We start from the raw sequence: 25,978 nt of genomic DNA, 5'->3' as shown, positions 1-25,978 counted from the left end.
TCCTTCGGAGGCCGCATGGCATTCCTGCAGATCCAGCAGGTGGTGAAGGACTTTGACGGCGTCAAGGCCGTCAACGACGTCAGCCTCGACATCGAGAAAGGCGAGATCTTCGCGCTGCTCGGATCCTCGGGCTGCGGCAAGACCACGCTCTTGCGCATGCTCGCTGGCTTCGAGACGCCGACCAGCGGCAAGATCATCCTCAACGGACAGGACCTCTCGGGCCTCGCGCCTTACGAGCGGCCGCTGAACATGATGTTCCAGAGCTACGCGCTCTTCCCCCACCTCACGGTGTGGGACAACATCGCCTTCGGCCTCAGGCGCGACGGCCTGCCGAAAGACAAGATCGCCGCCCAGGTCGACGACATGCTCAAGCTCGTGCAGCTCGGCAAGTACGCCAAGCGCAAGCCGCACCAGCTCTCGGGCGGCCAGCAGCAGCGTGTGGCGCTCGCGCGCAGTCTGGCCAAGAAGCCTCAGCTTCTGCTGCTCGACGAACCCCTCGGCGCGCTCGACAAGAAGCTGCGCGAGGAGACCCAGATCGGTTTCGTCAACATCATCCACAACGTCGGCGTGACCTGCGTGATGGTCACGCACGACCAGGAAGAGGCCATGACCATGGCCACGCGCATCGGCATCATGAGCGAGGGCCGCCTCCTGCAGGTGGGGGTGCCGGAAGAGGTGTACGAGACCCCTGCCACCCGCTTCGTGGCCGACTTCATCGGCAACGTCAACCTGATGGACGGCACGCTCACCGTCGACCAGCCCGACCACGTGGTGATCACCTGCGACGGCTGCACCCATTACGTGGGCCACGGCATCACCGGCACCGAGGGCATGCCGGTCACGGTGGCGGTGCGGCCCGAGAAGATCCGCCTCGACGCCACGCCGCCCGCCAGCCCCCACAGCCCGCACAACCAGGTCCAGGGCACGGTAAAGGACATGTCGTACTTCGGCAGCTACACCGTCTACCACCTGCTTCTTGCAAACGGGAAACAGCTCAAGGTCAGCGAGAGCAACACCGAGCGCCATTGCGACCTGCCGATCGCGCGGGGTGACAGCGTGTGGGCGCACTGGTCGCCCACCGCCCAGGTGGTGCTCACCGCATGAAGCTCGCCACGCGCCTGCACGCACTGGCGCGGGGCCGCAGCGCGGTGATCGGCCTGCCCTACCTCTGGCTGCTCGCGTTCTTCCTCCTGCCCTTCCTGGTGGTGCTGAAGATCAGCGTCTCCGAGATGGAGACGGTCCACTTCAGGGACCTCATCACCTTCAAGGACGGCACCCTGCAATTCGCCATCCAGCTGCGCAACTACCTCTTCATCGCCGAAGACGATCTCTACTTCAAGACCTACCTCTCGAGCCTGAAGTACTCGGCCATCGCCACCGGCTTGTGCCTCTTCTTCGGCTACCCCTTCGCCTACTTCATGGCGCGTGCCAAGCCCACCGTGCAGCCCGCCCTGCTGCTGCTGGTGATGCTGCCCTTCTGGACCTCGCTGCTGCTGCGCGTCTATGCCTGGAAGGGTCTGCTCAGCGACCACGGCTGGGCGCACACGCTCATCACCGGCCTCGGGCTCGACCACGGGCTCGTGGCGCTCGGCCTCATTGCGGCACCGGGGCAGCTCCTGAACTCGCCCTTTTCGCTGGTGCTGGGCATGAGCTACACCTACCTGCCCTTCATGGTGCTGCCGCTCTACGCGAACTTGGCCAAGATGGACCTGCGCCTGCTCGAAGCCGCGGCCGACCTCGGCGCCACCGCATGGGTCGCGTTCTGGAAGGTGACAGTGCCCCTGTCCAAGGCCGGCATCATCGCCGGCAGCATGCTCGTCTTCATCCCCTGCGTGGGCGAGCTCGTGATCCCCGAGCTGCTGGGCGGCCCGCAGACGCTGATGATCGGCCGCGTCATGTGGGACGAGATGTTCAGCAACAACGACTGGCCGATGGCGTCTGCCGTGGCCGTGGTGATGGTGCTGCTCATCATCGTGCCGCTCGCGCTCTTCAGCAAATACCAGGCCGAGGCGCAGGAGGCCCGTCGATGAACGGCCTCAACAAATGGTTCGGTCGCGGGTGGCTGTCGGCCTGCTACCTTTTCCTCTACCTGCCGATCGCCGCGCTCGTCATCTACTCGTTCAACGACTCGCCTATCCCCAACCTGTGGCGCGGCTTCACGCTGCAGTGGTATGCGCAGCTCCCCGAAGACCGCGAGCTGCTCGCCGGCTTCTGGCTCTCGATCCAGATCGCCTTCTTCACCGCCTGCGGCTCGGTGGTGCTGGGCACGCTGGCCGCGTTTGCGCTCGTCAAGTACCGGCGCTTTCCCGGGCGCACGCTCTTCTCGGGCATGGTGAGCGCACCGCTCGTGATGCCCGAGGTCATCATCGGGCTGTCGCTGCTGCTCACGCTGGTGTCGGTGCAGCGGCTGGTCGGCGTGCCCGAGCGGGGCATGCTCACCATCTGGATGGGCCACATGCTGCTCGGCCTGGCCTATGCCACGGTGGTGATCCAGGCGCGGCTGCGCGACCTGAACCCCCAGCTCGAAGAAGCCGCGATGGACCTCGGCGCCCGCCCATGGCAGGTCTTCACGCTCGTCACGCTGCCGATGATCGCGCAATCGCTGCTGTCGGCCTGGCTGCTCACCTTCACGCTCTCGCTCGACGACGTGGTGCTCTCCGCCTTCCTCTCGGGGCCGGGTGCGACCACCATGCCGCAAGTCATCTTCTCGCGCGCCCGCCTGGGCCTGAGCCCGAGCATCAACGCCGTGGCCACGCTGGTCGTGCTCGTCGTCGCCATCGCCGTCGCGTTCGCCAGCTGGCTGATCGCGCGCCACGAGCGGGAGCGCCAGCGCGAGATGGCCGAAGCCTATCGATCATGAGTTCCTGAAGACGTCCCCACCCTGCAGCCACAAGGAGAGAACCGATGAAGAACAACAACCGGCACCTGAGCGCCCTGGCCCTGGCATTGCTCGCCGCCTTTCCGCTGGGCGCGACGGCACAGTCCATCGACGAGTTGCGGCGCGAGCAACGGGCGCTGAAGGAGAAGGTCGATGCACTCGAGAAGAAGCTGAAAGACGCCGAGAGCAAGCCGGCGACCGGCGGCATGACCGAAGAGCAGCAGCGCGACTTCAACCGCATCGCCATCAAGACCGAGGCGCTCGAAGACTCGCAGGAGGCGATGGGCTTCCGTCTGCTCAAGATCAGCGGCCAGATGGACCCGAGCTTCATCTACAACAAATTGCAGCGGCGCTCGGGCTTCCAGTTCCTGAACAAGGTGGAAGACGGTGGCTACAACTACGACAACTCCTACTTCGGCATGGCGATGATCGACTTCCAGAAGGAGCTGGAAGGCGGCACCAAGTGGCGCCTCACCCTCGCGCCGAACCGTGGCGTGGGCTCGGTCTTCGACGGCAACTCGCCGGTGCACGAAGCGACGGTGTCGATCCCGCTGTCCGACCTGCAGACGCGTTTCATCGCCGGCCAGATCCCCGACTGGTCGGGCTACGAGTACCTGCAGCCCACGCTCAACAAGCTCATCACGCACAACCTGCTCTTCGACTTCACCCTGCCCACCGCCTACACCGGCGCCGGCATGGAGATAGTGCGCGGCAAGTGGATCTACAAGGGCGTGGTCGCCAACATGAACAAGAGCATGCGCGACCAGCGCGAGCGCTCGCCGGTGTTCGCTTACCGCGTGGACTACTCGCGCGGCGAGTTCCAGGGCTTCGGCTTTGCGGGCACGCACGGCAAGGCGGCCAACTTCACCGAGAACATCGTCGACGGCCTGGGCGAGCCGATCCCGCAGCGCGACTCGACGGTGCACCTCTTCGAGTTCGACGCCTATTTCATCCGCGGCGACTGGACGGCGCAGGCCCAGCTGAGCTACGGAATGCAGCGCAAGGCCGCGATCAGCGTCGACCCGGTGACGGGTGACCTGCGAGACGCGCGCTGGTGGGGCATCTCGACGCTGGCCGCCCACAAGTTCACGCCGCGCTTCGAGGGCATCATGCGCATGGACTACCTCAACAACCGCAAGAACGGCGGCGGGCTGTTGGGCTACACCGCTTCTGACGACCGCAACGGCATCGGCCCCGGCTGGACCGACGACGGCACCGGAACATGGACGCAGAACGACACCGAAAAGGGCACCAACCGCTTTGCCCTCTCGGTCGGCGTGGGCTACCTCTTCAACCTCAACACCACGCTCAAGGCCGAGTACCGTATGGACCGCGCCACCGAGGCCGTCTTCCTCGACGCCAAGAACGGCGGCTACAAGAAGACCAACCACCTGATCGGCCTCGGCGTGGTGGTGAGTTTCTGACCTGCCTGGAGCCTCGATGAACCGACCGCATCCCGACTGGCATGCCCGCGCTGCGGCCATCTCGTATGACGGTCGGGGCTTCATCGGAGGCCAGCGCGTGCCATCGGTCGACGGCGAAACCTTCGGCTGCGTCTCGCCCATCGACGGCCGCACGCTGACGCAGGTTGCCCGCGGGCGGCAGCGCGACGTCGACGCCGCCGTCGCCAGCGCCCGCCAGGCCTTTGCCGACGGCCGTTGGTCGAAGCAAGCCCCGGCTGCGCGCAAGCAGGTGCTGGTGCGCTTCGCCGAGAAGATCCACGCCGCCCGCGAAGAGCTGGCGCTGCTGGAAACGCTCGACATGGGCAAGCCCATCCAGTACAGCCTGTCGGTTGACGTGGCGCTCGCGGTGCGCTGCATCGGCTGGTATGGCGAGGCGATCGACAAGGTCTACGACGAGGTCGCACCCACGCCGCACAACTCGCTCGCGCTCATCACCCGCGAGCCGATGGGCGTGATCGGGGCCATCGTGCCCTGGAACTACCCGATGATCATGGCCGCCTGGAAGCTCGGGCCGGCGTTGGCGACGGGCAACTCGGTGGTGCTGAAGCCGAGCGAGAAATCGCCGCTCACCGCGCTGCGGCTCGCCGAGCTGGCCATCGAGGCCGGCTTGCCGGAAGGCGTGTTCAACGTCGTGCCCGGCTACGGCCACGAAGCGGGCGAGGCGCTCGCCTTGCACATGGATGTCGATGCCATCGGCTTCACAGGCTCCACGCGCGTCGGCCGCAAGATGCTCGAGTACGCCGGCCGCAGCAACCTCAAGCGCGTCTACAACGGATTCGGCGGCAAGTCGGCCTTCGTCGTGTTCCCCGACTTCGATGACCTCGATCGCGCCGCCAAGACCGTGGCCGGCAGCATGTTCTTCAACCAGGGCGAGTCGTGCAATGCGCCCTCGCGCGTGTTCGTGCACGAGAGCATTGCCGACGATTTCGTGAAGATCGTCGCCGGCACCGCACCCGCCCATCAGCCCGCCGACCCGCTCGACGCGAAAACCGAGATGGGCGCCCTCGTCGACGACACGCAGCTCAAGACCGTGCTCGGCTACATCGAGGCCGGCCGCAGCGAAGGCGCGAAGATCGTCGCCGGCGGTCAGCAGGCCCGCACCGAGACGGGCGGCTTCTACGTGCAGCCGACCGTGTTCGACGGCGTGGCCAACAGCATGAAGATCGCCCGCGAGGAAATCTTCGGCCCGGTGCTCTCAGTCATCCGCTTCAAGACCGAAGAAGAAGCGATCGCGATGGCCAACGACTCGACCTACGGCCTGCAGGCCAGCGTGTGGAGCAGCAACCTCAACCGCGCCCACCGCGTGGCACGCGCGCTGCGCGCCGGCACCGTGCACGTCAACCAGTACGACGAAGACGACATCACCGTGCCCTTCGGCGGCTACAAGCAGAGCGGCAACGGACGCGACAAGTCGCTGCACGCGTTCGACAAGTACACCGGTTTCAAGACCACTTGGATCCGCATCGACAGTTGATGCCGCATCATCGCGGCCTCATGTCGCAACGCCCACCCGTTTACGCCTACTTCTTCCTCGCCAGCTCGATGGCACTCGTCGGCAGCTACGTCGCGCTGTCGAAGACGCTGGTGCTGGTGTTCCCCGTCTTCCTGCTGGCCTGGCTGCGCTTCGGCATTGCCGCCGTGGCCATGGCTTCATGGGTGAAGCGCCAGCCCGGTGAAGCACCGCTCAGCCGGCACGACCGGGTGCTGCTGTTCTTCGAGTCCTTCTTCGGCAATTTCCTCTTCTCGGTGTGCATGCTCTTTGGCGTCTCGATGACCTCGGCGCTGGCCGCCGGCGTGATCATGGCGGCCATCCCGGCCATGGTGGCGCTGATGTCGTGGGTGGCGCTGCGCGAGCGCATCAGCACCCAGGTGGCGGCCGGCATCGCTTGCGCGGTGGGTGGCATTGCGCTGGTCTCGCTGACCAAGCATGAGGGCCCGGCCGGCAGCACTTCGCTGCTCGGCAACGTGCTGCTTTTTTCGCCGTGGCCTGTGAAGCCAGCTACGTGGTGATCGGCAAGAAACTCACCGGCCAGGTCTCGGCCAAGCGCATCAGCGCACTCGTCAACCTGTGGGGCCTCGCGCTCGTCACCCCTTTCGGCCTGTGGCAGGCGATGCGCTTCGACTTCGGTGCGGTGGGCATGCCGTCGTGGACGCTGCTCGTCTTCTATTCGCTCGCCGCCAGCATGATCACGGTGTGGCTGTGGATGACGGGGCTGAAGCAGGTGCAGGCCTCGTCGGCCGGCGTGTTCACGGTCTTTCTGCCGGTGAGCACCGCACTCGTCGGCGTGCTCTTCCTCGGCGAACGTTTCGATGCGCTGCAGGCCGGCGCGTTTGCGCTGGCGCTCGTGGGCGTGGTGCTCGCGACCTGGCCGCGAAGCTCAAGCCACGACGGCAGCGCCGCGCCGGTGCGCGAGGTTTGACACGTGCTGCGGCGCTTCGCCCTTGAGCCTGTGGTCCGACCACACCTGGCGCCACTTGCGCGCACCGGGCGTGCCGTTCCACAAACCCAGCATGTGGCGAGACGCATGCGACCACGGCACGCCGGCGGCCTGCAGCCGGCCCATGTAGGCCACCATGCGTGCCTCGACCTCGGCACGGTCGAGCGCCAGGTGCACGTCGCCGAAGTAGCGCGCATCCCAGTCGGCCATCACCCAGGGGTTGTGATAGGCCTCGCGGCCGAGCATCACGCCATCCAGAAGGGCAAGCTGCTCGTCGATCTGCTCGGCCGTCGTCACGCCGCCGTTGAGCACGATGGTGAGCTCTGGAAAGTCGCGTTTGAGCCGGTGGACCATCTCATAGCGCAGCGGCGGAATCTCGCGGTTCTCCTTCGGGCTCAGGCCCTTGAGCCACGCATTGCGCGCATGCACGATGAAGACCGTGCAGCCGGCCTGCGCAATGGTGCCCACGAAGTCACGCACGAAGTCGTAGCTCTCGTTCCGGTCGATGCCGATGCGGTGCTTGACCGTGACCGGCAGGCTCACCGCATCGCGCATGGCCTTCACCGAGTCGGCCACCAGCTGCGGCTCGTTCATCAGGCAGGCGCCGAAGGCACCACGCTGCACACGCTCGCTGGGGCAGCCGCAGTTGAGGTTGACCTCGTCGTAGCCCCACTGCTCGGCTAGCTTCGCGCATTTCGCCAGGTCGTCCGGCTCGCTGCCACCGAGCTGCAGCGCGACCGGGTGCTCCTCGTCGTTGAAATCGAGATGACGCGGCACGTCGCCATGCAGCAGCGCACCGGTGGTGACCATCTCGGTGTACAGCAGGGTGCGGCGCGTGAGCAGCCGGTGGAAGTAGCGGCAATGCCGGTCCGTCCAGTCCATCATCGGCGCGACGGACAAGCGCCAGGGAGAAATGCTCGGTTGATCAGCCATAAAGCGCGTGGACGCCAAAGCGGCGCCCGCGCGCATTTTCGCAGGGAATGCCCTTGAGGCGGTTGGGTCAGCCTGGCCGATCGCCGCGCGACTTCAAGGCCTGTTGCGTACGTTCGGCGTTGGTGGTGCTGCGGCTGCCCTTGAGGTGCTCCTCCACGTCAGAGGCCCGGTCGCCGACGGCCTGCACAGCCTCCTTGATCTGCGCTTCCGAGGCGTCGAGCTTTTTCGCCCATTGCTGCAGGTCGGCATCACGCTGCACGTCGATGCGCTGGTCGGCAGAGTCTGTCTTGCGGTTCATGCGTCGCTCCTGGAATGGTGGGAACCGTTCAGGGCAAAGACCATTCCGTGCCCTTGCGGCACCCTGTTTGCCGCAGGCGGCACATGAACTTCGACCTGCTCGGCCCTTGGGGCCAGTTCGCACTCGTGGTGCTGGCGATCGTCATCGTGTCGCAGGTGGTCCATCGGCTGATGCTGCCGGTGGTGCGGCGGCTGGCCGGCTACTCGACCATGTTTCGCGCCATCATCAGCCGCTGCGACAGGCCCATGCAGTGGCTGGTGCCGCTGATCGCGATCCAGGTGGCGATGCACGGCCTGCCGGACGACCTGCGTGGTCTGTCAAGCGTGCAGCACCTGGCCAGCGTGCTCATCATCTTCGCCGCCTCGTGGACGCTGATCGGCGTGTTGCAGGGCGTGGCCGATGGGGTCATCGCGCTGCACCCGGCGACCGTCAGCGACAACCTCGCCGCGCGGCGCGTGCACACGCAGACACGCGTGCTCTCGCGCATCGCGATCACCGGCGTGCTGATCGCGGGGCTCGCCTTCGTGTTGATGACCTTCCCGCGCGCGCGGCAATTCGGCGCGAGCCTGCTCGCCTCGGCCGGCGTGGCGGGCCTGGTGGTCGGCCTGGCGGCACGCTCGGTCTTCAGCAACCTGCTGGCGGGCCTGCACATCGCGCTGGCGCAGCCCATCCGCATCGACGACGCGGTCACCATCGAAGGCGAGTTTGGCAACGTGGAAGAGATCACCGCCACCTACGTGGTGGTGAAGATCTGGGACGAGCGGCGCATGATCGTGCCGCTCGGCTGGTTCACCGACCATCCCTTCCAGAACTGGACGCGCCACGGCGCCAATCTGCTCGGCAGCGTGCTGCTGTGGCTCGACTACAGCCTGCCGGTGGAGGCCGTGCGCGCTGAAGCGAAGCGCCTGTGCGAAGCCTCGCCGCTGTGGGACAAGCGCGTGTGCAGCGTTGCGGTCACCGACGCCAGTGAACGGGCCATGCAGGTGCGCGTGCTGGTCAGCGCCGCCAACTCGGGCGCCAACTTCGACCTGCGCTGCGAGCTGCGCGAGAAGCTCATCGCCTTCGTGCAGCGCCAGTTCCCGCAGACGCTGCCCCGGCTGCGTGCCGAGATCGACGGATTGCCTGCAACGAACGCTTCAGGAGGCGACACACCGCCACCGACGCTCAGTCAGCGCCCGTCAGCTTCGCCGGGTTGAGCAGCTCGGCCAGACGCTCGCGGCCAAGGTCGGTCTTTTCCGCCGCCACGTCAAGGATCGGGCGGCCCTCCTTGTAGGCCTGCTTGGCGATCTCGGCTGCGCGCTCGTAGCCGATCAGCGGGTTGAGCGCCGTCACGAGGATGGGGTTGCGCGACAGCGCGTCCTGCAGCCGCTGCTCGTTGACGGTAAAGCTCGCAATCGCCTTGTCGGCGAGCAGTCGGCTCGCGTTGGCCAGCAGCGTGGTGCTCTCCAGCAGATTGCTCGCGATGAGCGGCAGCATCACGTTCAGCTCGAAGTTGCCCGACTGGCCGGCGATGGTGATCGCTGCATCCAGGCCGATCACCTGCGCGGCCACCATCGTGGTCGCCTCGGGGATCACCGGGTTCACCTTGCTCGGCATGATCGACGAGCCGGGCTGCAGCGCCTGCAGCTCGATTTCGGCGAGGCCGGCGAGCGGGCCCGAATTCATCCAGCGCAGGTCGTTGGCGATCTTCATCAGCGACACCGCCACGCGCTTGCAGGCACCGGAGACCGCGACCGCGGTGTCTTGCGAGCCCATCGCGGCAAAGAAGCTGTCGGCCGGGCGGAACGGCAAGCCAGTGAGCGCGCTCAGCTCGGCAGCAAAGGCCTGCGAAAACTGCGGGTGCGCATTGACCCCGGTGCCGACCGCCGTGCCGCCCTGCGCGAGCTGCAGCAGTGCGGGCTGCAAGCCGCGCAGCTGCTCCGCGCCGGCCTCGACCTGGTGCGCCCAGCCCTGCAGCACCTGGCTCATGCGCACGGGCATCGCGTCCATCAGGTGCGTGCGGCCGGTTTTCACGTGCCGGTGCACGCTGGCCGACTTGTGGCGCGTGACCTGCGCCAGGTGGTCGAGCGCCGGCAGCAGCTGGCGGTGCAGCGCAAGCGCAGCGCTCAGGTGCAAGGCGGTGGGGATCGCATCGTTGCTGCTCTGGCCGGCATTCACATGGTCGTTGGGGTGCACCGCCTCGCCAAGCGTGCGGCTGGCGAGCGTGGCGATCACCTCGTTGGCGTTCATGTTGCTGCTGGTGCCCGAGCCGGTCTGGAACACGTCGATCGGGAAGTGCGCACGCAGCGCATCGTCGTCCATGTCGAGCAGCTGCTGGCAGGCAGCGTCGATCGCCGTCGCCAGCGGTTCGGGGATCTGCGCGAGCTTGCGGTTCGCCTGCGCGGCCGCCTGCTTGACCATCACCAGTGCGCGGATGAACGCCGGCGGCATGCCGCGCCCGCTGATGGGAAAGTTGTCGACCGCGCGCTGGGTCTGCGCGCCATAAAGCGCCTCGGCCGGCACGGCCAGGGTGCCCATGCTGTCGCGCTCTGTTCGGGTGGGCTTGGGGTTCACGGTCGGCTCCTGGAGGTGCGACGACTGTGAACCGTATCAGCTGGAGCGCGGCACGCGCTTGGTGGATACCGCTGCGCCCGGCGTGGTCTTGAAGAGCCACCTGGCGGCGCTCGGGGCTTCGAAGGGCCGCCACGCGCCGGGCTTCTGCGCCAGGCGATCGGCCACGATGTAGAGCGCGAGCGGGTTCATGCCGAGGCCGAAGTGGCTGGCGTGGATGCCGATGTTCTCCGTCAGCGGCGAGGCTTCGTTCAGGCTGCAGCGCCACGACACCACGCCATCGGTGCGCGAATACACCGAGGTGGTGGGCACCGGCGGGGCCTGGCGCACCTGGTCGATCAGCGGATCGGCTTCGCTCAGCTTGTGGCCGCTCAGGTATTCGTACAGGCGCCAGGCGTTGTTGGCGCGCGGGTGGCCGCTGAAAGGCGTGCCGAGCGTGATGACGCAGCGCGTGTGCTGCGGCACTTCTTTCGCGATCTCGCGGGCGTAGATGCCGCCGAGGCTCCAGCCGACGAGGCTCACCGTTTCGCCGTGCTTTTGCGCCAGGATCTCCGTGCGCTCACGGCAGCGCTCCAGCACGCCCTCGCGCGGGCCGAGGTTGAAGCCCTGCTCCCACTCGTAGGGTGTGTAGCCGCGCGAGCGCAGGAAGGTGCGCAGGGGCAGCGTGGTGATGTCGGGCGCGCTGAGCCCGGGGAAGACGAGCACCGGGTGGCCATCACCGGGCGGCAGCCGGTTGTAGAACGGTGCGGCAGCGATGGCGGCCGCCAGTTCCCAGGGTGCACGCCCCTCCATCAGCAACAGCAAGGCGTTGGGGGCCTTGGGGTCGGCGGGGTGGGATTCGGGAGGCGGCATCAGACAGGGGCGTGGTCGCGAAGCGGCCATCCTACCCACCCGGCATGTCGGTTGCGTGAGGCTGTGCCTCTAGTTCTGCAGGGGGTTTGCCTGCGGGACGCTCAGGCGAGGCCGCGCAGCGGATGCGCATGTGCCGGCCAAGGGCTCTCGAAGAATGGCGCCACCAGGGCCGGCGTCACGTCTTCGATGGCGGCCGGCTGCCAGCGGGGCTGGTGGTCCTTGTCGATCGCCAGGGCGCGGATGCCTTCCACCGTCTCGCTGGCAGCCCCCGGGCGCAGGTGGAAACACCGGCGCACCAGGCCACGCTCCATGCGCAGCTCGTCGGCCAGCGACATCGCGCGTGCACGGCGCACCTGTTCGAGCGTGACGGCCATCATCAAGGGCGAGCGCTGGCGCAAGGCGCTCAACGTGTCGGCCGACCAGGCGCTGCCGTCGGCGGCGAGTGATGCGGCCAAAGCCGGCATGGACGCGGCAGCAAAGTGGCGGTCGATCGAGGCACGGTGCACGTCCAAAGCGGCAGTGCCCACGGGCCGGCCCCGGGCACGGACGGCGGCCAGCACCTGCTCGCCGGCCTCCATCGGCTGATCGGTGAGCGACTCCAGCAGCGCCGGCAGGTCAGCGGCCGGCAGGAACACGTCGGCCAGGCCGACCTCGATCGCATCGGCCGCGCCGAGCACCTGGCCGGTGAGCGCGAGGTACTCGCCGACGCGGCCCGGGCATCGGGCTAGGAACCAACCGCCTCCCACGTCAGGGAAGAGGCCGATGTTCGTCTCGGGCATCGCAAGCTTGCTGTGCTCGGTGACGACGCGCAGGCTGCAGCCCTGCGCCAGGCCCATGCCGCCGCCCATGGTGATGCCGTCCATCAGCACGACGGTCGGCTTGCCGTAGGTGTGCACCAGGTGGTTGAGGCTGTACTCCTCGGTGAAGAAGTCTTCGAGCGCGGGGTCGCCGGCGAGGGCCGCCTGGTGGAAGAAGCGGATGTCGCCGCCCGCGCAGAACGCCGATGCCTTGCCCTCGCGGCCAGCGCCGCGCATCAGCACTGCCGTGACGGCGGCGTCATCGCGCCATTCGAGCAAGGCAGCAGTGATCTGGCGAATCATCGACAGCGACAGCGCGTTGAGTGCCGGCGCGCGGTTCAGCGTGATCACGCCGACTTGCCCACGCACTTGCGCGAGGACGGTGTTGTCGCTCATCGTCGTTTCTCCGAAGCTCGTGCCGAGGACCGCAAGGCCACCAGTTCGTTGGCCACCAGCGCACCGATCACCAGCGCACCGCCGGTAAGCGCTGTGGTGCCCGGCGCTTCGCCAGCCCCCCACCAGGCCCACAGCACGCCGAAGATCACTTCCAGCAGGCCGAGCAGCGAGAGTTCGGGCGCCGGCAGCACACGGCTGAGGCGCACGACCAGCAGGCAAGGAATCGCGAGTTGCACCACGCCCAACATGCCGAGCAGTGCCACGTCATGCGGCGTGGCCTTGAAGGGCGCGGCCAGCGGCAGCGTGACGAGCGACGAGATCACGGCGCCGATCAGCACTGCCGGGAGCATGTCGTGGGCCTCGTCGTTGCCGTGGCTCACGTGCTGCAGCACCGTCCAGTTGATCGCCGCGGCCACCGGCACCGCTAACGCCACGACGATGCCCGCAAGCGCCCCGGCCTCGTTGGCACTGGCCCCCTGGCTGAACATCCAGCCGATGCCCGCGCCCGCGACCACGATCGCCGCCCAGGTGCGCAGCGCGAGCTTGTGGTGAAGGAAGAGTCGCGCGAAGAGCGCCGTGATCAACGGCCCGAGCGCCATCGTCACGAGCACGTTGGCCACGCGGGTGAGCGTGAGCGCCACCATGAAGGCGGTGAACATGACCGACCAGCACAAGCCGGACACCCACACCGGCCACGGCGAGTGCGCGAGCCCGCGCCAGAGCGCCGGTCCGCGCATCCAGTGCAGCGCGATCCCGAGGCCCAGCGCATTGAATGCACTGCGCCAGAAGGTGACTTCGAAGCTGGCGGCTGCGTCCAGGTGGCGGGTGACGACGCCGGCGATGCTCCACAGGAGCGTCACCAGCACCATCAGCGCGGCCGCGCGGCCGTGGGTGAGCCGCATCCGTCGCGAGGCCTTAGGCAGCTTCGCGCGAAGCGCGCTTGCGCTCGTGTTCCTTGAGGTAACGCTTGCGCACGCGGATCGACTTGGGCGTGATCTCGACCAGCTCGTCGTCGTCGATGAACTCGACGCCGTATTCCAGCGTGAGGTCGATCGGCGGCGTGATCTTGATCGCGTCTTCCTTGCCGGACACGCGGAAGTTGGTGAGCTGCTTGGTGCGCGTGGCGTTGACCACGAGGTCGTTGTCGCGGTTGTGGATGCCGACGATCATGCCCTCGTACACCGGGTCGTTGGCCTTCACGAACATGCGGCCGCGGTCATCCAGCTTGCCAAGCGCGTAGGTGAAGATCTCGCCGTCGTCCATGGAGATCAACACGCCGTTCTTGCGGCCCCCGATCTCGCCCTTGTGCGGCTCGTAGCCGTCGAAGATGTTGCTGATGAGGCCCGAGCCGCGGGTCAGGTTCATGAACTCGTTGCTGAAGCCGATCAGGCCACGCGCCGGAATGCGGTACTCGAGGCGCACGCGGCCACGGCCGTCCGGCTCCATGTTGACCATCTCGCCCTTGCGCTCGCCGAGCGCCTGCATCACGCCGCCCTGGTGCTGCTCTTCCACGTCGGCGGTCACGAGCTCGATGGGCTCGCACTTCTCGCCGTTGATTTCCTTGAACACCACGCGCGGCTTGCTCACGGCCAGCTCGTAGCCCTCGCGGCGCATGTTCTCCAGCAGGATGGTCAGGTGCAGTTCGCCACGGCCCGAGACCTCGAAGATGCCGTCTTCGTCGGTCTCCTTCACGCGCAGGGCGACGTTGTGCTGCAGTTCCTTTTGCAGGCGGTCCCAGATCTGGCGGCTGGTGACGAACTTGCCTTCGCGGCCGGCGAGCGGGCTCGTGTTCACGCAGAAGTTCATCGTCAGCGTGGGCTCGTCGACCTTCAGCATGGGCAGCGGGGCCGGGTCGGTGGGGCTGGTCACGGTGACGCCGATGCCGATGTCTTCGATGCCGTTGATCAGCACGATGTCGCCGGGGCCGGCTTCGGTGACCTGCACTCGGTCGAGGCCCTGGAAGGTCAGCACCTGGTTGACGCGGCCCTTGGCCGACTTGCCGTCGGGGCCTTCCATCACGAGCACGTCCATCGCGGGCTTCAGCGTGCCCTGGCTGATGCGGCCCACACCGATGCGGCCGACGAAAGACGAGAAGTCCAGCGCCGAGATCTGCAGCTGCAGCGGCGCCTCGGGGTTGCCGGCGTTCGGTGGCACGTGCTTCAAGATGGTGTCGAAGAGCGCCGACATGTCGGGGCCCCACTGCTCGCCGGGCGCGCCTTCGGTCAGCGAGGTCCAGCCGTTGATGCCGGAGGCGTAGACGACCGGGAAGTCGAGCTGCTCGTCGTTGGCGCCGAGCTTGTCGAAGAGGTCGAAGGCGGCGTTGATCACCGCGTCGGGCTTGGCGCCGGGCTTGTCGACCTTGTTGACGACCACGATGGGCTTGAGGCCGAGCGCGAGCGCCTTCTTGGTCACGAAGCGCGTCTGCGGCATCGGGCCTTCCTGGGCGTCGATCAGCAACACCACGCCGTCGACCATCGACAGCGCCCGCTCGACCTCGCCGCCGAAGTCGGCGTGCCCCGGGGTGTCGACGATGTTGATGTGGGTGCCCTGCCAGCTGACCGCGCAGTTCTTCGCCAGGATGGTGATGCCACGCTCGCGTTCGATGGCGTTGTTGTCCATCACGGTGTCGACCACTTTTTCGTGTTCGGCGAAGGTGCCGGACTGGCGAAGCAGCTGGTCCACCATCGTGGTCTTGCCATGGTCCACGTGGGCGATGATGGCGATGTTGCGGATCTGTCTTGTCATGAGTAGCTCTCTTGCGCAGGATGGGTGTTGAGGAGGCCCTGCACCTCCAGCGGACTCAAAAGCCGCGTTGAAATCAGTTCGCCGGCGGCGATGTGGCCGCTGCCGAGAAACGCCGTGGGCTGCGGGCCGTAGACACGCACCTGTTTCGCATCTGCCAGCGGGGTGCGGCGGCGCACGCCACTCAGAAAGCGGCCGGCGTCTTCATCGTTCAGCCGCACCAGAGGACAGTCGGCGAGCAGCGTGTCGGCGGGCTGCAGCAGCGCGTCGCGCTCGGCCTCGGTCTGGGCCGTCAATTGTTCCAGGCTCACGGCGCCTATGAGCGTCAAGGGGCCACTGCCGGTGCGCCGCAATGCGGACAAATGCGCGCCACAGCCGAGCGCCTCGCCGATGTCTTCGGCCAGCGTACGGATGTAAGTGCCCTTGCTGCAACGGACGTCGATCACCAGGCGGTCATGCTGCCAGTCGAGGATGTCGATGCGGTGAATCGTGATGGTGCGGGGCTCGCGCTCGACATCCTGGCCGGCGCGGGCGTATTCATAGAGCGCCTTGCCGTCTTTCTTCAGGGCCGAGTGCATCGGCGGCACTTGGTCGATGGCGCCGGTGAAACGGCGGCAGGCGGTTTCGATCTGCTCGCGGGTCACGCTGACCTCGCGTCTCTTCGTCACCGCGCCTTCGGCATCGGCCGTCGTCGTGGTCTCGCCGAGCTTCAGCGTGGCGGTGTAGCGTTTGTCAGCATCCAGGCTCACCTGCGAGAACTTGGTGGCCGCGCCGAAGCACAGGGGCAACAAGCCGGTCGCCAGCGGGTCGAGCGTGCCGGTGTGGCCGGCCTTTTCGGCACGGTAGAGGCGCTTGGCTTTCTGCAATGCGTCGTTGCTCGACAGGCCAAGTGGCTTGTCGAGCAGCAGCACGCCGTGGACGGCGCGCTTGGGGATTCGGACGCGTTGCGGCTGCATCGACTCAGTCTTCCTTGGCCCGTGTGGAATTCGCCTGCTGGATCAAGGCGCTCAACTCGGCAGCACGTTCCGTGGTCCGGTCGAACTGGAAATGCAGCGTCGGCACGGTGTGGATTTGCAGGCGCTTGAAAAGGCCGTTGCGCAGGAAGCCTGCCGCTTCGTTCAGCGCAGCTTCGCACTCCGCCACGTCACCAACCAGCACCGAAAAGTACACCTTGGCGTGAGCGTAGTCGGGCGACACCTCCACGGCCTGCAGGGTGACCATGCCGATGCGGGGGTCCTTCAGCTCGCGGATCAGCTCCGACAGGTCGCGCTGGATCTGGTCGGCGATGCGGAAACCGCGGTTGGGGATGGATCGTTTGTGTCGCATCGGGGTACTCCTGAAAGCACAAACCCCGCCTTGTCGGAAGGCGGGGTTTGCGGGTCGAGTGCAAATCCGCCTTACAGCGTTCTTGCCACCTCTTTCAGCTCGAAGAACTCGAGCTGATCGCCTTCCTTGATGTCGTTGTAGTTCTTGAGCTTGATACCGCACTCGAAGCCGGCTGCCACCTCGCGCACATCGTCCTTGATGCGGCGCACGGATTCGACTTCACCGGTGTAGACCACCACGTTGTCGCGCAGCAGGCGGAAGCGCGCGTTGCGGCGCACGATGCCTGCGGTGACCATCGAGCCGGCCACCGTGCCGATCTTGGATGCAACGAACACCGTGCGGATCTCGGCCGTGCCGATGACTTCCTCGCGCTGCTCGGGCGCCAGCATGCCGGTCATTGCCGCCTTCACGTCGTCCACGGCGTCGTAGATGATGTTGTAGTAGCGGATGTCCACGCCGTTGTGCTCGGCCAGCTTGCGCGCGCCGGCATCGGCCCGCGTGTTGAAGCCGATGAGCACCGCCTTCGACGCGATCGCGAGGTTGATGTCGGATTCGCTGATGCCACCCACCGCCGCGTGCACGATCTGCACCTTGACTTCGGCGGTCGACAGCTTGAGCAGCGACTGGGCCAGCGCTTCCTGCGAGCCCTGCACGTCGGCCTTGATGATGAGCGGCAGCGTCTGCGCCTGGCCTTCGCCCATGTTCTCGAACATGTTCTCCAGCTTGGCGGCCTGCTGCTTGGCCAGCTTCACGTCGCGGTACTTGCCCTGGCGGAAGGTTGCGATTTCACGGGCGCGGCGCTCGTCGGCCAGCACCATGAATTCGTCACCGGCTTGCGGCACGTCGGTCAGGCCCTGGATCTCGACCGGCAGCGACGGACCGGCTTCGGCCGCGTTCTTGCCGTTTTCGTCGAGCATGGCGCGCACCCGGCCGTAGGTCGAGCCGGCGAGCACCACGTCGCCACGCTTGAGCGTGCCCGACTGCACCAGCACGGTTGCGACGGGGCCGCGGCCCTTGTCGAGCTGGGCCTCGATCACGAGGCCCTTGGCCGGCGCGTCCTTGGCGGCCTTGAGTTCCAGCACTTCGGCCTGCAGCAACACCTGCTCCAGCAGGTCGTCGATGCCCTGGCCGGTCTTGGCCGACACGGGCACGAAAGGCGAGTCGCCTCCGAATTCTTCCGGCACCACTTCCTCGGCCACGAGCTCGCTCTTCACGCGCTCGGGGTTTGCTTCAGGCTTGTCGATCTTGTTCATCGCCACGACGATCGGCACGCCGGCCGCCTTGGCGTGGTGGATGGCTTCCTTGGTCTGCGGCATCACGCCGTCGTCGGCCGCCACCACCAGGATCACGATGTCAGTCGCCTTGGCACCGCGAGCACGCATCGCGGTAAACGCCGCGTGGCCCGGGGTGTCGAGGAAGGTGATCATCCCGCGCGGCGTGTCGACGTGATAAGCGCCGATGTGCTGCGTGATCCCGCCCGCCTCACCCGCTGCCACACGGGCCCGGCGGATGTAGTCGAGCAGCGAGGTCTTGCCGTGGTCGACGTGACCCATGACGGTGACCACCGGCGCACGCGACAGCTGTTCGTACTGAGCTTCGACCGCTTCGTCCTCAAGGAAGGCATCGGGATCGTCTAGCTTGGCGGCAAACGCCTTGTGGCCCATTTCCTCGACGAGGATCATGGCCGTCTCCTGGTCGAGCTGCTGGTTGATGGTGACCATCTGCCCCAGCTTCATCATCTGCTTGATGACCTCGGAGGCCTTGACCGACATCTTGTGGGCCAGATCGGCCACGCTGATGGTCTCGGGCACGTGCACTTCCTGCACCTGCTGCTCGACCGGCGCGACGAAAGTCGACTGTGCGGAGTCACCACGGTCGCCACGGCGGCCGCTGCGCGGCGCACGCCAGCCCGGGCGGGCGCTGGCGCCGGCCGGTGCATCGTTGCGGCCCTTGACGGCGGAGCGCTTCTTGGCGGCGTCGTCGGCCCAGCTCGACGAGAGCTTTTCCGACTTGATCGACTTCTTGTCGCCAGGCTTCGCGGCGGCACCCGGTGCGGGGGCTGCACCCGGGGCGGCAGTCGGCTTGTGGATCGTGCCCTTGATGCCTTCCTTGGCCGCTTCCGGCTTCGGGGCCTCGACGGGCTTGGCCTGCAGCACCTTCTTGGGCGCGTTCATCATCGCGCGGATGGCCTGTGCCTCGTCTTCGGCGGCTTTGCGGCGTTTGGCGAGGTCGGCGGCGCGCTGCTTCTCTTCGTCCACGACGTCGGCGGCCTTGATCACGCGCAATGCCGGCTTGGCCGGCTCGGCCGGGGCCGCGGCGACCGGGGCCGGTGCCGGCTCGGGAGCAGGCGCGGCCTTGCCGGCGGCAGCGGCCGCCTTGGCAGCCTCCGCGGCCTCGGCAGCCGCTTTGGCGGCGGCCTCCGCGGCTTCGCGGGCACGCTGCTCGGCGGCTTCGCGCTCACGCTGCTCCTGTTCTTCGCGCAGGCGACGCTTCTCGGCCAGTTCGGCTTCCTGGCGGCGCAGCAACTCGGCCTGAGCGTCGGCTTCGGCCTGGCGGCGGGCGAGTTCTTCTTCGCTCACCACCGGAGCCGCCGGCTCTTCGGGTGCCGCCTCGTCACGCTTCACGAAGGTGCGCTTCTTGCGCACCTCGACCTGGATGGTGCGCGCCTTGCCGCTGGCATCGGCCTGCTTGATCTCGCTCGTCGACTTGCGGGTGAGCGTGATCTTCTTGCGCTCGGCGCCGGCCGTGCCGTGCGAGGTGCGCAGGAAGTCGAGCAACCGCTCCTTGTCGGATTCGGTCAGCGCGTCCTCGGTCGATTTCTTGGCGACGCCGGCCGATTGGAGCTGCTCGAGCAGCGCCGCGGCGGAGCGGTTCAGCTCGGCGGCCAACTGGGCAACGGTGGTCACAGCCATTGTGGAATTCCTTGCGTGGGTCTTGCGGTGCTGCGTTCGGTGGGCGGGCGTCGGGTCGCGGCGATCAGGTGGTGAACCAGTGTTCACGCGCCTTCATGATCAGCGCCTTGGCCTGGTCTTCGCCCACTCCGGTCAGGTCGGTCAATTCGTCGACGGCCAGATCGGCCAGGTCGTCGCGGGTGTGCACACCCCCATCGGCGAGCTTGGCGATGAGCTGCGGCGTGAGGCCGTCGAGGTCTTTCAGGTTCTGCGAGACGTCGTCGACCTTCTCTTCGCGCACGATTTCCATCGTGAGCAACGCGTCCTTGGCACGGGTGCGCAGCTCGTTGACGGTGTCTTCGTCGAAGCCTTCGATCTCGAGCATTTCCTGCATGGGCACGTAGGCCACTTCTTCCAGGCTGCTGAAACCTTCGGCGATGAGGATGTCGGCCACTTCGGCGTCGACGTCGAGCTTCTCGACGAAGAGCTTGCGAACGCTGTCGGACTCTTCGTTCTGCTTGGCCTGCGACTCTTCGGCCGTCATGATGTTGATGCGCCACCCGGTCATCTCGGAGGCGAGGCGCACGTTCTGGCCCCCGCGGCCGATGGCGATGGCGAGGTTTTCCTCGTCGACCACCACGTCCATCGCGTGGCGCTCTTCATCGACCACGATCGACTGCACGTTGGCCGGGGCCAGCGCGCCGATCACGAACTGGGCCGGGTCCTCAGACCACAGCACGATGTCGACACGCTCGCCGGCAAGCTCGTTGGTCACGGCGTTCACGCGCGAGCCACGCACACCGACGCAGGTGCCGATGGGGTCGACCCGCTTGTCGTGCGAGACCACGGCGATCTTGGCGCGCGAGCCGGGGTCGCGGGCGCAGCTCTTGATCTCGAGCAGGCCTTGTTCGATCTCGGGGACTTCCTGGCCGAAGAGTTCGATCATGAAGCCGGGGGCACTGCGCGACAGCATGATCTGCGGGCCGCGCAGGGTGGGGTCGACACCGGTGATGAAGGCACGCACACGGTCACCCGAGCGGAGATTTTCCTTGGGGATCATCTCGCTGCGCTTGAGGCGCCCTTCGACGCGACCCGACTCGACGATGATGTCGCCCTTGTCGAGGCGCTTGACGGTGCCAACGAAGATCTTCTCGCCGCGGGCGAGGAAATCGTTCAGCAGCTGCTCCCGCTCGGCGTCGCGGATCTTCTGCAGGATGACCTGCTTGGCGGCCTGCGCACCGATGCGGCCGATGGTCACCGACTCAACCGGCTCTTCGATGTAGTCGTCGACCTCGATGTCGGGGATCTGCTCCTGCGCTTCGAACAGCAGGATTTCAGAGTCGGGCAGTTGCAGGCCAGCCTCGTTGGGCACCACGTGCCAACGGCGGAAGGTCTCGTAGTCGCCGCTCTCGCGATCGATGGTGACGCGGATGTCGACCTCGCCGCCATGCAACTTCTTGCTGGCCGAAGCCAGGGCCGCCTCGACGGCGTTGAACACGACTTCGCGATCCACGCTCTTTTCGCGCGAGATGGCGTCCACCAGCATCAGCAGTTCACGATTCATTGCTTGCGATCTCCGTCTACTTCATCAGCCGTCGCCGGGTGGCCCTCATCGGACTGCGCGGCAGGCAGGAAACGCCGGCCTTTGAAGTCCAGTTGGGGGACCAGGCGGGCCTCCTTTACTTCTTGGAGCGAAAAATCCAGGGCGGTCTCGGTCTTGCCATCGAGGAAGACCAGGCGCCAGCCCTCGGGCAGCGCCTCGAGCGTGCCCTTGTAGTGCTTGCGGCCCTGGAACGCGACCTTGAGGGTCAGATCGATTTCCTGGCCGGCAAAACGCTCGTAGTCCGCCTGCTTCTTCAGCGGCCTGTCCAGCCCTGGCGACGACACTTCCAATCGCTCGTAGGAGCAACCCTCGACTTCCAGCACGTGCTGGAGCTGGCGGGTGACCTTCTCGCAATCTTCGACGACGATGAACTCGCCAGCCGGGTCGTTGGCCAAGCGGTCGATGTAGACACGCAGCAGCCCCTTGGCGCTGCGTTCGCAGTCCACGGTTTCGTAACCCAGGCCGGTCACGGTACTTTCAACAACGGCTTGCCAGTTCAACTTATGTCAGCGTTCAGCGTCAAATGCTTTAAAAGCGTGAAGCAAAAAAAAGGGCTGGAAGAATCCGCCCATGCAGTTTTCTTGCGAAAAGCGCATTGTAGCGGGCACTGCAGGTACCGGCAAGACCCGAGGTTGTCAAGTCAGCAGGTTTTGCGGGACTGCCAAGGAGTTGTCGGGTTCGGTCAGGCCGGGGGATGGCCTCTGGCTGCGTGCCAGAATCGCGCCCTGACTTTTTCTCAACAGTGCGGAGACAGCATGGGATTCCTGGCCGGCAAACGTTTCTTGATCACCGGTGTGCTCAACAACCGCTCGATCGCCTATGGGATTGCCCGCGCCTGCCACCGCGAAGGCGCGGAGCTCGCATTCAGCTACGTCGGTGAACGCTTCAAGGAGCGCGTGACCGAGTACGCCGCCGAATTCGGCTCCAAGCTCGTCTTCGATTGCGACGTCGGCAACGACGAGCAGATCGCCTCGACCTTCGCCCAGCTGGGCGAAGCGTGGCCACAGTACGACGGCTTCGTGCACTCGATCGGCTTCGCCCCGCGCGAGGCGATCGCCGGCAACTTCCTCGATGGCCTGACCCGCGAGAACTACCGGATCGCCCACGACATTTCGGCCTACAGCTTCCCGGCAATGGCCAAGGCCGCCCTGCCGAACCTGCGCCCCGGAGCCGCTCTGCTGACGCTCACCTACCTGGGCGCCGTGCGCTACGTGCCCAACTACAACACCATGGGCCTGGCGAAGGCTTCGCTGGAATCCAGCGTGCGCTACCTGGCCCAGGCCCTCGGCGACAAGGGCGTGCGGGTGAACGGCATCTCGGCAGGCCCGATCAAGACGCTTGCCGCCTCGGGCATCAAGGATTTCGGCAAGCTGCAGGCCGAGTTCGCCGCCACCGCGCCGATCCGCCGCAACGTGACGATTGACGACGTGGGCAACGCCGCGGCCTTCCTGCTGTCGGACCTCGCCGCCGGCATCAGCGCGGAGATCACCTATGTGGACGGCGGCTTCAGCCAGGTGATGGGCGGCGATTCTTCGGGCGGCTGATCAGAGTTCGTCCAGCGCCCGCGACGCCCCCAGCAGCGCGGGCGACTGCTTGGCGGTGATCACGTAGACCGGAATCGGGGCCAGGTAGTCGCGGTAACGCCCCTTCTGCTCGAACGCCGCCCGAAAGCCCGACCTCGTGATGCGGTCACCAAGCCGCGGCACGATGCCGCCACCGACGTACACCCCCCCAGCGCGCCCAGCGACAAGGCCAGGTTGCCGGCCACCGTGCCCAGCATGCCGAGGAACAGGGCCAGCGCCTCTACCGCCTGGATGTTGCTGCCGTTGACCGCCGCGTCGCTGATCTCGGCCGCTGTCTGCAATCGCGCATCGGCGCCGTCCAGCCCGCACAACGCCTGGTAGAGATTGACCAGCCCGGGGCCCGACAAGGCCCGCTCTGCAGACGCGTGGCCGAAACGCTCGCGCAGCGCGCGGGTCACCGCCTCTTCCCGGTCGTTCGTGGGCGACAGCGTCACATGCCCCCCCTCGCCCATGATCGGCACCAGGCCGCCACCCCGCGGCGCGGGCAAGAGACCCGAGACACCCAACCCCGTGCCGGGCCCGAGCAGCGCGACTGGCGCCCCAGCGTTCGGCTGGCCACCACCCACCTGGAACAAGTCTTCCGCCGGCAGGCTCGGAAGCGACAAGGCCAGCGCCGTGAAGTCGTTGATGACCAGCAGCCGCTTCACGCCGAGCGAGCGCTCCAGCGCCGAGATCGAGAACGACCAGTGGTGGTTGGTCATCTTGACCTCGTCGCCCACCAGCGGCGTGGCAATGCCGATGCTGCACGAATGCGGCACCGGCTTGCCCTGCTCCTTCAGATAGTGCTGCAGCGCCGCCAGCAAGGACTCGTGGTCCTTGCAGGGGTAGGTACAGACCGCCTCGATCGGCTGCCCAGGGGCAGCCTGCCAGGCGAAACGCGCATTCGTTCCGCCAACGTCGCCCAGCAGGCGGGGATAGGACAACTCACTCATCTCGCACGCAATCCACGTAGTAGCTATGGGTCCCGGAATCACCGTCTTCTTCCACGAGGCCGTGCACGTCAGTGTCGAAGCCCGGGAACTGGGCGTTGAAGGACCGGGTGAAGCGCAGGTAGTCGACGATCTTCGAGTTGAAGCGTTCGCCCGGGATCAGGAGTGGAATGCCTGGCGGATACGGCGTGACCAGCGACGCCGTGATGCGCCCTTCCAGGTCGTCGATCGCCACACGCTCGGTCTGGCGGTGCGCGATGCGGGCAAAAGCGTCGCTCGGCTTCATGGCCGGTTGCAGGTCCGACAGGTACATCTCGGTCACGAGGCGGGCGATGTCGCTCTTCGCGTAGGCCTCGTGGATGGCCTGGCTCAGGTCCTTCAGGCCCATGCGCTCGTAGCGCGGGTGCTGCGCCACGAACTCTGGCAACACGCGCCACAGCGGCGCGTTCTTGTCGTAGTCGTCCTTGAACTGCTGCAAGGCGGTCAGCAGCGTGTTCCAGCGGCCCTTGGTGATGCCGATCGTGAACATGATGAAGAACGAGTACAGGCCCGTCTTCTCGACCACCACGCCATGCTCGGCCAGGAACTTGGTGACGATGCTCGCCGGGATGCCGGTCTTGGCGAACTTGCCCGACATGTCGAGCCCGGGCGTGATGATGGTGCACTTGATCGGGTCGAGCATGTTGAAGCCTTCGGCCAGATCGCCGAAGCCATGCCACTTCTCACCGGCCTTGAGCATCCAGTCGGAGCTGGTGCCGACGCCCGATGTGGCGAGCTTGTCCGGCCCCCAGACCTTGAACCACCAGTCCTTGCCGTACTCCTTGTCGACCTTGCGCATCGCGCGGCGGAAATCGAGCGACTCCTGGATGCTCTCTTCCACCAGCGCGTGGCCACCCGGCGCTTCCATCATCGCCGCGGCCACGTCGCAGCTGGCGATGATCGCGTACTGCGGGCTCGTGGAGCTGTGCATCAGGTACGCCTCGTTGAAGAGGTGCCGGTTGAGCTTGCGCGTCTGCGAGTCCTGCACGAGCACCTGCGAGGCCTGGCTGATTCCGGCGAGCAGCTTGTGCGTCGACTGGGTGGCGAAGACGAGCTGGTCCTTGGGCCGCTGGCGGTAACGGCCCATCGCGTGGTAGTAGCTGTAGAACGGGTGGAAGGCCGCGTGCGGCAGCCAGGCCTCGTCGAAGTGCAGCGTGTCGATGTAGCCGTCGAGCGAATGCTTGATGGTCTCGGTGTTGTAGAGCACGCCGTCGTAGGTGCTTTGCGTGAGCGTGAGGATGCGCGGCTTGACCTTCTTCGGGTCCACCCCCGCAAGCAACGGGTTGGCGGCGATCTTCTGCTGGATGGCTTCCTTCGAGAACTCGGCCTCGGGGATCGGGCCGATGATCCCGTAGTGGTTGCGCGTGGGCCGCAGGAACACCGGCACCGCGCCCGTCATGATGATCGCGTGCAGGATGGACTTGTGGCAGTTGCGGTCGACCACCACCACGTCACCCGGTGCCACCGCGTGGTGCCACACCATCTTGTTGCTGGTGCTGGTGCCGTTGGTCACGAAGAAGCAGTGGTCGGCGTTGAAGATGCGCGCCGCATTGCGCTCGGAGGCCGCGATCGGCCCCGTGTGGTCGAGCAGCTGGCCGAGTCTCGTCGACGCTGTTGCACACATCGGCGCGCAGCATGTTCTCGCCGAAGAACTGGTGGAACATCTGGCCGACAGGGCTCTTGAGAAACGCCACGCCGCCCGAGTGGCCCGGGCAATGCCAGGAGTACGAGCCGTCCTGCGCGTAGTCGACCAGTGCGCGAAAGAAGGGCGGTGCCAACCCGTCGAGGTACGACTTGGCCTCGCGGATGATGTGGCGCGCCACGAACTCCGGCGTGTCCTCGAACATGTGGATGAAGCCGTGCAGTTCGCGCAGCACGTCGTTGGGCAGGTGCTGCGAGGTGCGCGTCTCGCCGTAGAGGTAGATCGGGATCTCGGCGTTCTTGAAGCGGATCTCTGTGATGAACTTGCGCAGGTTGAGCACCGCGGGGTCGAGGTCGGGGCCCTCGGTGAACTCTTCGTCGTCGATCGACAGGATGAAGGCGCTCGCCCGGCTCTGCTGCTGGGCGAACTGCGACAGGTCGCCGTAGCTCGTGGCGCCCAGCACCTCGAAGCCTTCTTTCTCGATGGCCTGGGCCAGCGCGCGGATGCCCAGCCCCGAGGTGTTCTCGGAACGGTAGTCCTCGTCGATGATCACGATGGGAAAACGAAAGCGCAGCATGGCAACCCCGGGGCAGGCAACTTGGAAAAGCGCGAAGTGTA

20 protein-coding genes and 4 pseudogenes are annotated in these 25,978 nt (G+C 66.5%); 9 read left to right on the top strand and 15 right to left on the bottom strand.

All coding sequences use genetic code 11. The features are described 5' to 3' along the window. Positions 1-15 precede the first annotated feature (15 nt). From LRS03_RS04045 to LRS03_RS04020, 6 genes and pseudogenes are all read left to right on the top strand, one after another. A complete protein-coding gene (locus tag LRS03_RS04045) occupies positions 16-1,104 on the top strand; it encodes an ABC transporter ATP-binding protein (protein WP_257823979.1) in 1,089 nt (362 codons plus the stop codon). Further along, positions 1,101-2,030 (top strand): ABC transporter permease, encoded by a 930-nt coding sequence (locus LRS03_RS04040; protein WP_257823978.1) that lies wholly within the window; start codon positions 1,101-1,103, stop codon positions 2,028-2,030. The genes LRS03_RS04045 and LRS03_RS04040 overlap by 4 nt, the downstream gene beginning before the upstream one ends. Continuing rightward, positions 2,027-2,860 carry an ABC transporter permease gene (locus tag LRS03_RS04035; RefSeq protein ID WP_257823977.1) on the top strand — a complete coding sequence of 278 codons (834 nt, stop codon included), beginning with the start codon at positions 2,027-2,029 and terminating at the stop codon, positions 2,858-2,860. The genes LRS03_RS04040 and LRS03_RS04035 overlap by 4 nt, the downstream gene beginning before the upstream one ends. Positions 2,861-2,904: 44 nt before the next feature. After that, a complete protein-coding gene (locus LRS03_RS04030; protein ID WP_257823976.1) occupies positions 2,905-4,302 on the top strand; it encodes a DUF3138 family protein in 1,398 nt (465 codons plus the stop codon). A gap of 16 nt (positions 4,303-4,318) precedes the next feature. Next, on the top strand, positions 4,319-5,815 hold the full coding sequence (locus LRS03_RS04025; RefSeq protein ID WP_257823975.1) for an aldehyde dehydrogenase: 1,497 nt from the start codon (positions 4,319-4,321) through the stop codon (positions 5,813-5,815). Between the two features lie 20 nt (positions 5,816-5,835). Next, a pseudogene (locus LRS03_RS04020) lies at positions 5,836-6,761 on the top strand (DMT family transporter). Here LRS03_RS04020 and dusA read toward each other — a convergent pair. Beyond that, positions 6,720-7,712 carry a tRNA dihydrouridine(20/20a) synthase DusA gene (gene dusA, locus LRS03_RS04015; RefSeq protein ID WP_257823974.1) on the bottom strand — a complete coding sequence of 331 codons (993 nt, stop codon included), beginning with the start codon at positions 7,710-7,712 and terminating at the stop codon, positions 6,720-6,722. The pseudogene LRS03_RS04020 and the gene dusA sit on opposite strands and share 42 nt — an antisense overlap. Positions 7,713-7,779: 67 nt before the next feature. After that, positions 7,780-8,010, bottom strand: coding sequence for a DUF3606 domain-containing protein (locus LRS03_RS04010; RefSeq protein ID WP_257823973.1), 231 nt, complete (start codon positions 8,008-8,010; stop codon positions 7,780-7,782). 83 nt (positions 8,011-8,093) lie between these two features. On the opposite strand from LRS03_RS04010, the gene LRS03_RS04005 reads away from it, so the two are divergent. Then, positions 8,094-9,206 (top strand): mechanosensitive ion channel family protein, encoded by a 1,113-nt coding sequence (locus tag LRS03_RS04005; protein WP_257823972.1) that lies wholly within the window; start codon positions 8,094-8,096, stop codon positions 9,204-9,206. Here LRS03_RS04005 and LRS03_RS04000 read toward each other — a convergent pair. The 10 genes from LRS03_RS04000 to rimP all read right to left on the bottom strand — a co-directional run bounded on the left by LRS03_RS04000 (position 9,175) and on the right by rimP (position 21,667). Beyond that, positions 9,175-10,563, bottom strand: coding sequence for a class II fumarate hydratase (locus LRS03_RS04000; protein ID WP_308296389.1), 1,389 nt, complete (start codon positions 10,561-10,563; stop codon positions 9,175-9,177). The genes LRS03_RS04005 and LRS03_RS04000 overlap by 32 nt on opposite strands. A gap of 36 nt (positions 10,564-10,599) precedes the next feature. Further along, entirely contained in the window at positions 10,600-11,412 is an 813-nt protein-coding gene (locus LRS03_RS03995; protein WP_257823971.1) for an alpha/beta fold hydrolase, read from the bottom strand. A gap of 101 nt (positions 11,413-11,513) precedes the next feature. Then, positions 11,514-12,605 (bottom strand): enoyl-CoA hydratase/isomerase family protein, encoded by a 1,092-nt coding sequence (locus tag LRS03_RS03990; protein ID WP_257823970.1) that lies wholly within the window; start codon positions 12,603-12,605, stop codon positions 11,514-11,516. Continuing rightward, a complete protein-coding gene (locus LRS03_RS03985) occupies positions 12,602-13,507 on the bottom strand; it encodes a DMT family transporter (RefSeq protein ID WP_257823969.1) in 906 nt (301 codons plus the stop codon). Before LRS03_RS03985 ends, LRS03_RS03990 begins: the two co-directional genes overlap by 4 nt. Positions 13,508-13,520: 13 nt before the next feature. After that, positions 13,521-15,350, bottom strand: coding sequence for a translational GTPase TypA (gene typA / locus LRS03_RS03980; protein ID WP_257823968.1), 1,830 nt, complete (start codon positions 15,348-15,350; stop codon positions 13,521-13,523). Further along, positions 15,347-16,303, bottom strand: coding sequence for a tRNA pseudouridine(55) synthase TruB (truB, locus tag LRS03_RS03975; protein WP_257823967.1), 957 nt, complete (start codon positions 16,301-16,303; stop codon positions 15,347-15,349). Before truB ends, typA begins: the two co-directional genes overlap by 4 nt. Before the next feature lie 4 nt (positions 16,304-16,307). Then, positions 16,308-16,673, bottom strand: a complete 366-nt coding sequence (gene rbfA, locus LRS03_RS03970; RefSeq protein WP_257823966.1) for a 30S ribosome-binding factor RbfA — start codon at positions 16,671-16,673, stop codon at positions 16,308-16,310. Between the two features lie 71 nt (positions 16,674-16,744). Continuing rightward, entirely contained in the window at positions 16,745-19,585 is a 2,841-nt protein-coding gene (gene infB / locus LRS03_RS03965) for a translation initiation factor IF-2 (protein WP_257823965.1), read from the bottom strand. 64 nt (positions 19,586-19,649) lie between these two features. Beyond that, positions 19,650-21,128: a transcription termination factor NusA gene (nusA, locus tag LRS03_RS03960; RefSeq protein WP_257823964.1), complete on the bottom strand. Its 1,479-nt coding sequence runs from the start codon at positions 21,126-21,128 to the stop codon at positions 19,650-19,652. Further along, positions 21,125-21,667, bottom strand: coding sequence for a ribosome maturation factor RimP (rimP, locus tag LRS03_RS03955; protein ID WP_257823963.1), 543 nt, complete (start codon positions 21,665-21,667; stop codon positions 21,125-21,127). Before rimP ends, nusA begins: the two co-directional genes overlap by 4 nt. A gap of 255 nt (positions 21,668-21,922) precedes the next feature. On the opposite strand from rimP, the gene fabI reads away from it, so the two are divergent. Beyond that, the gene (fabI, locus tag LRS03_RS03950; RefSeq protein WP_257823962.1) at positions 21,923-22,711 is read left to right on the top strand and encodes an enoyl-ACP reductase FabI; all 789 of its coding nucleotides are present in this window, start codon (positions 21,923-21,925) and stop codon (positions 22,709-22,711) included. A 69-nt stretch (positions 22,712-22,780) separates the two neighbouring features. Here the strand turns inward: fabI and glk are convergent. Then, positions 22,781-23,682: pseudogene (glk, locus tag LRS03_RS03945) on the bottom strand (glucokinase); the annotation flags it as partial. Next, on the bottom strand, positions 23,675-25,342 hold the full coding sequence (locus tag LRS03_RS03940; protein WP_374684991.1) for an Orn/Lys/Arg family decarboxylase: 1,668 nt from the start codon (positions 25,340-25,342) through the stop codon (positions 23,675-23,677). The gene LRS03_RS03940 and the pseudogene glk, both read right to left, overlap by 8 nt. Between LRS03_RS03940 and LRS03_RS26745 the strand changes: the two are divergent. After that, positions 25,269-25,418, top strand: a pseudogene (locus LRS03_RS26745) (hypothetical protein); the annotation flags it as partial. The gene LRS03_RS03940 and the pseudogene LRS03_RS26745 sit on opposite strands and share 74 nt — an antisense overlap. Here LRS03_RS26745 and LRS03_RS26740 read toward each other — a convergent pair. Next, positions 25,395-25,937 (bottom strand): annotated as a pseudogene (locus LRS03_RS26740) (Orn/Lys/Arg decarboxylase N-terminal domain-containing protein); the annotation flags it as partial. The pseudogenes LRS03_RS26745 and LRS03_RS26740 overlap by 24 nt on opposite strands. Positions 25,938-25,978: the final 41 nt, after the last annotated feature.

It is taken from the genome of Rhizobacter sp. J219, assembly GCF_024700055.1.
In the GTDB taxonomy this organism is placed as follows: domain Bacteria; phylum Pseudomonadota; class Gammaproteobacteria; order Burkholderiales; family Burkholderiaceae_C; genus Rhizobacter.
Note: the sequence above shows the minus strand (reverse complement) of the source record. Positions and strands in the feature narration are given on the sequence as shown.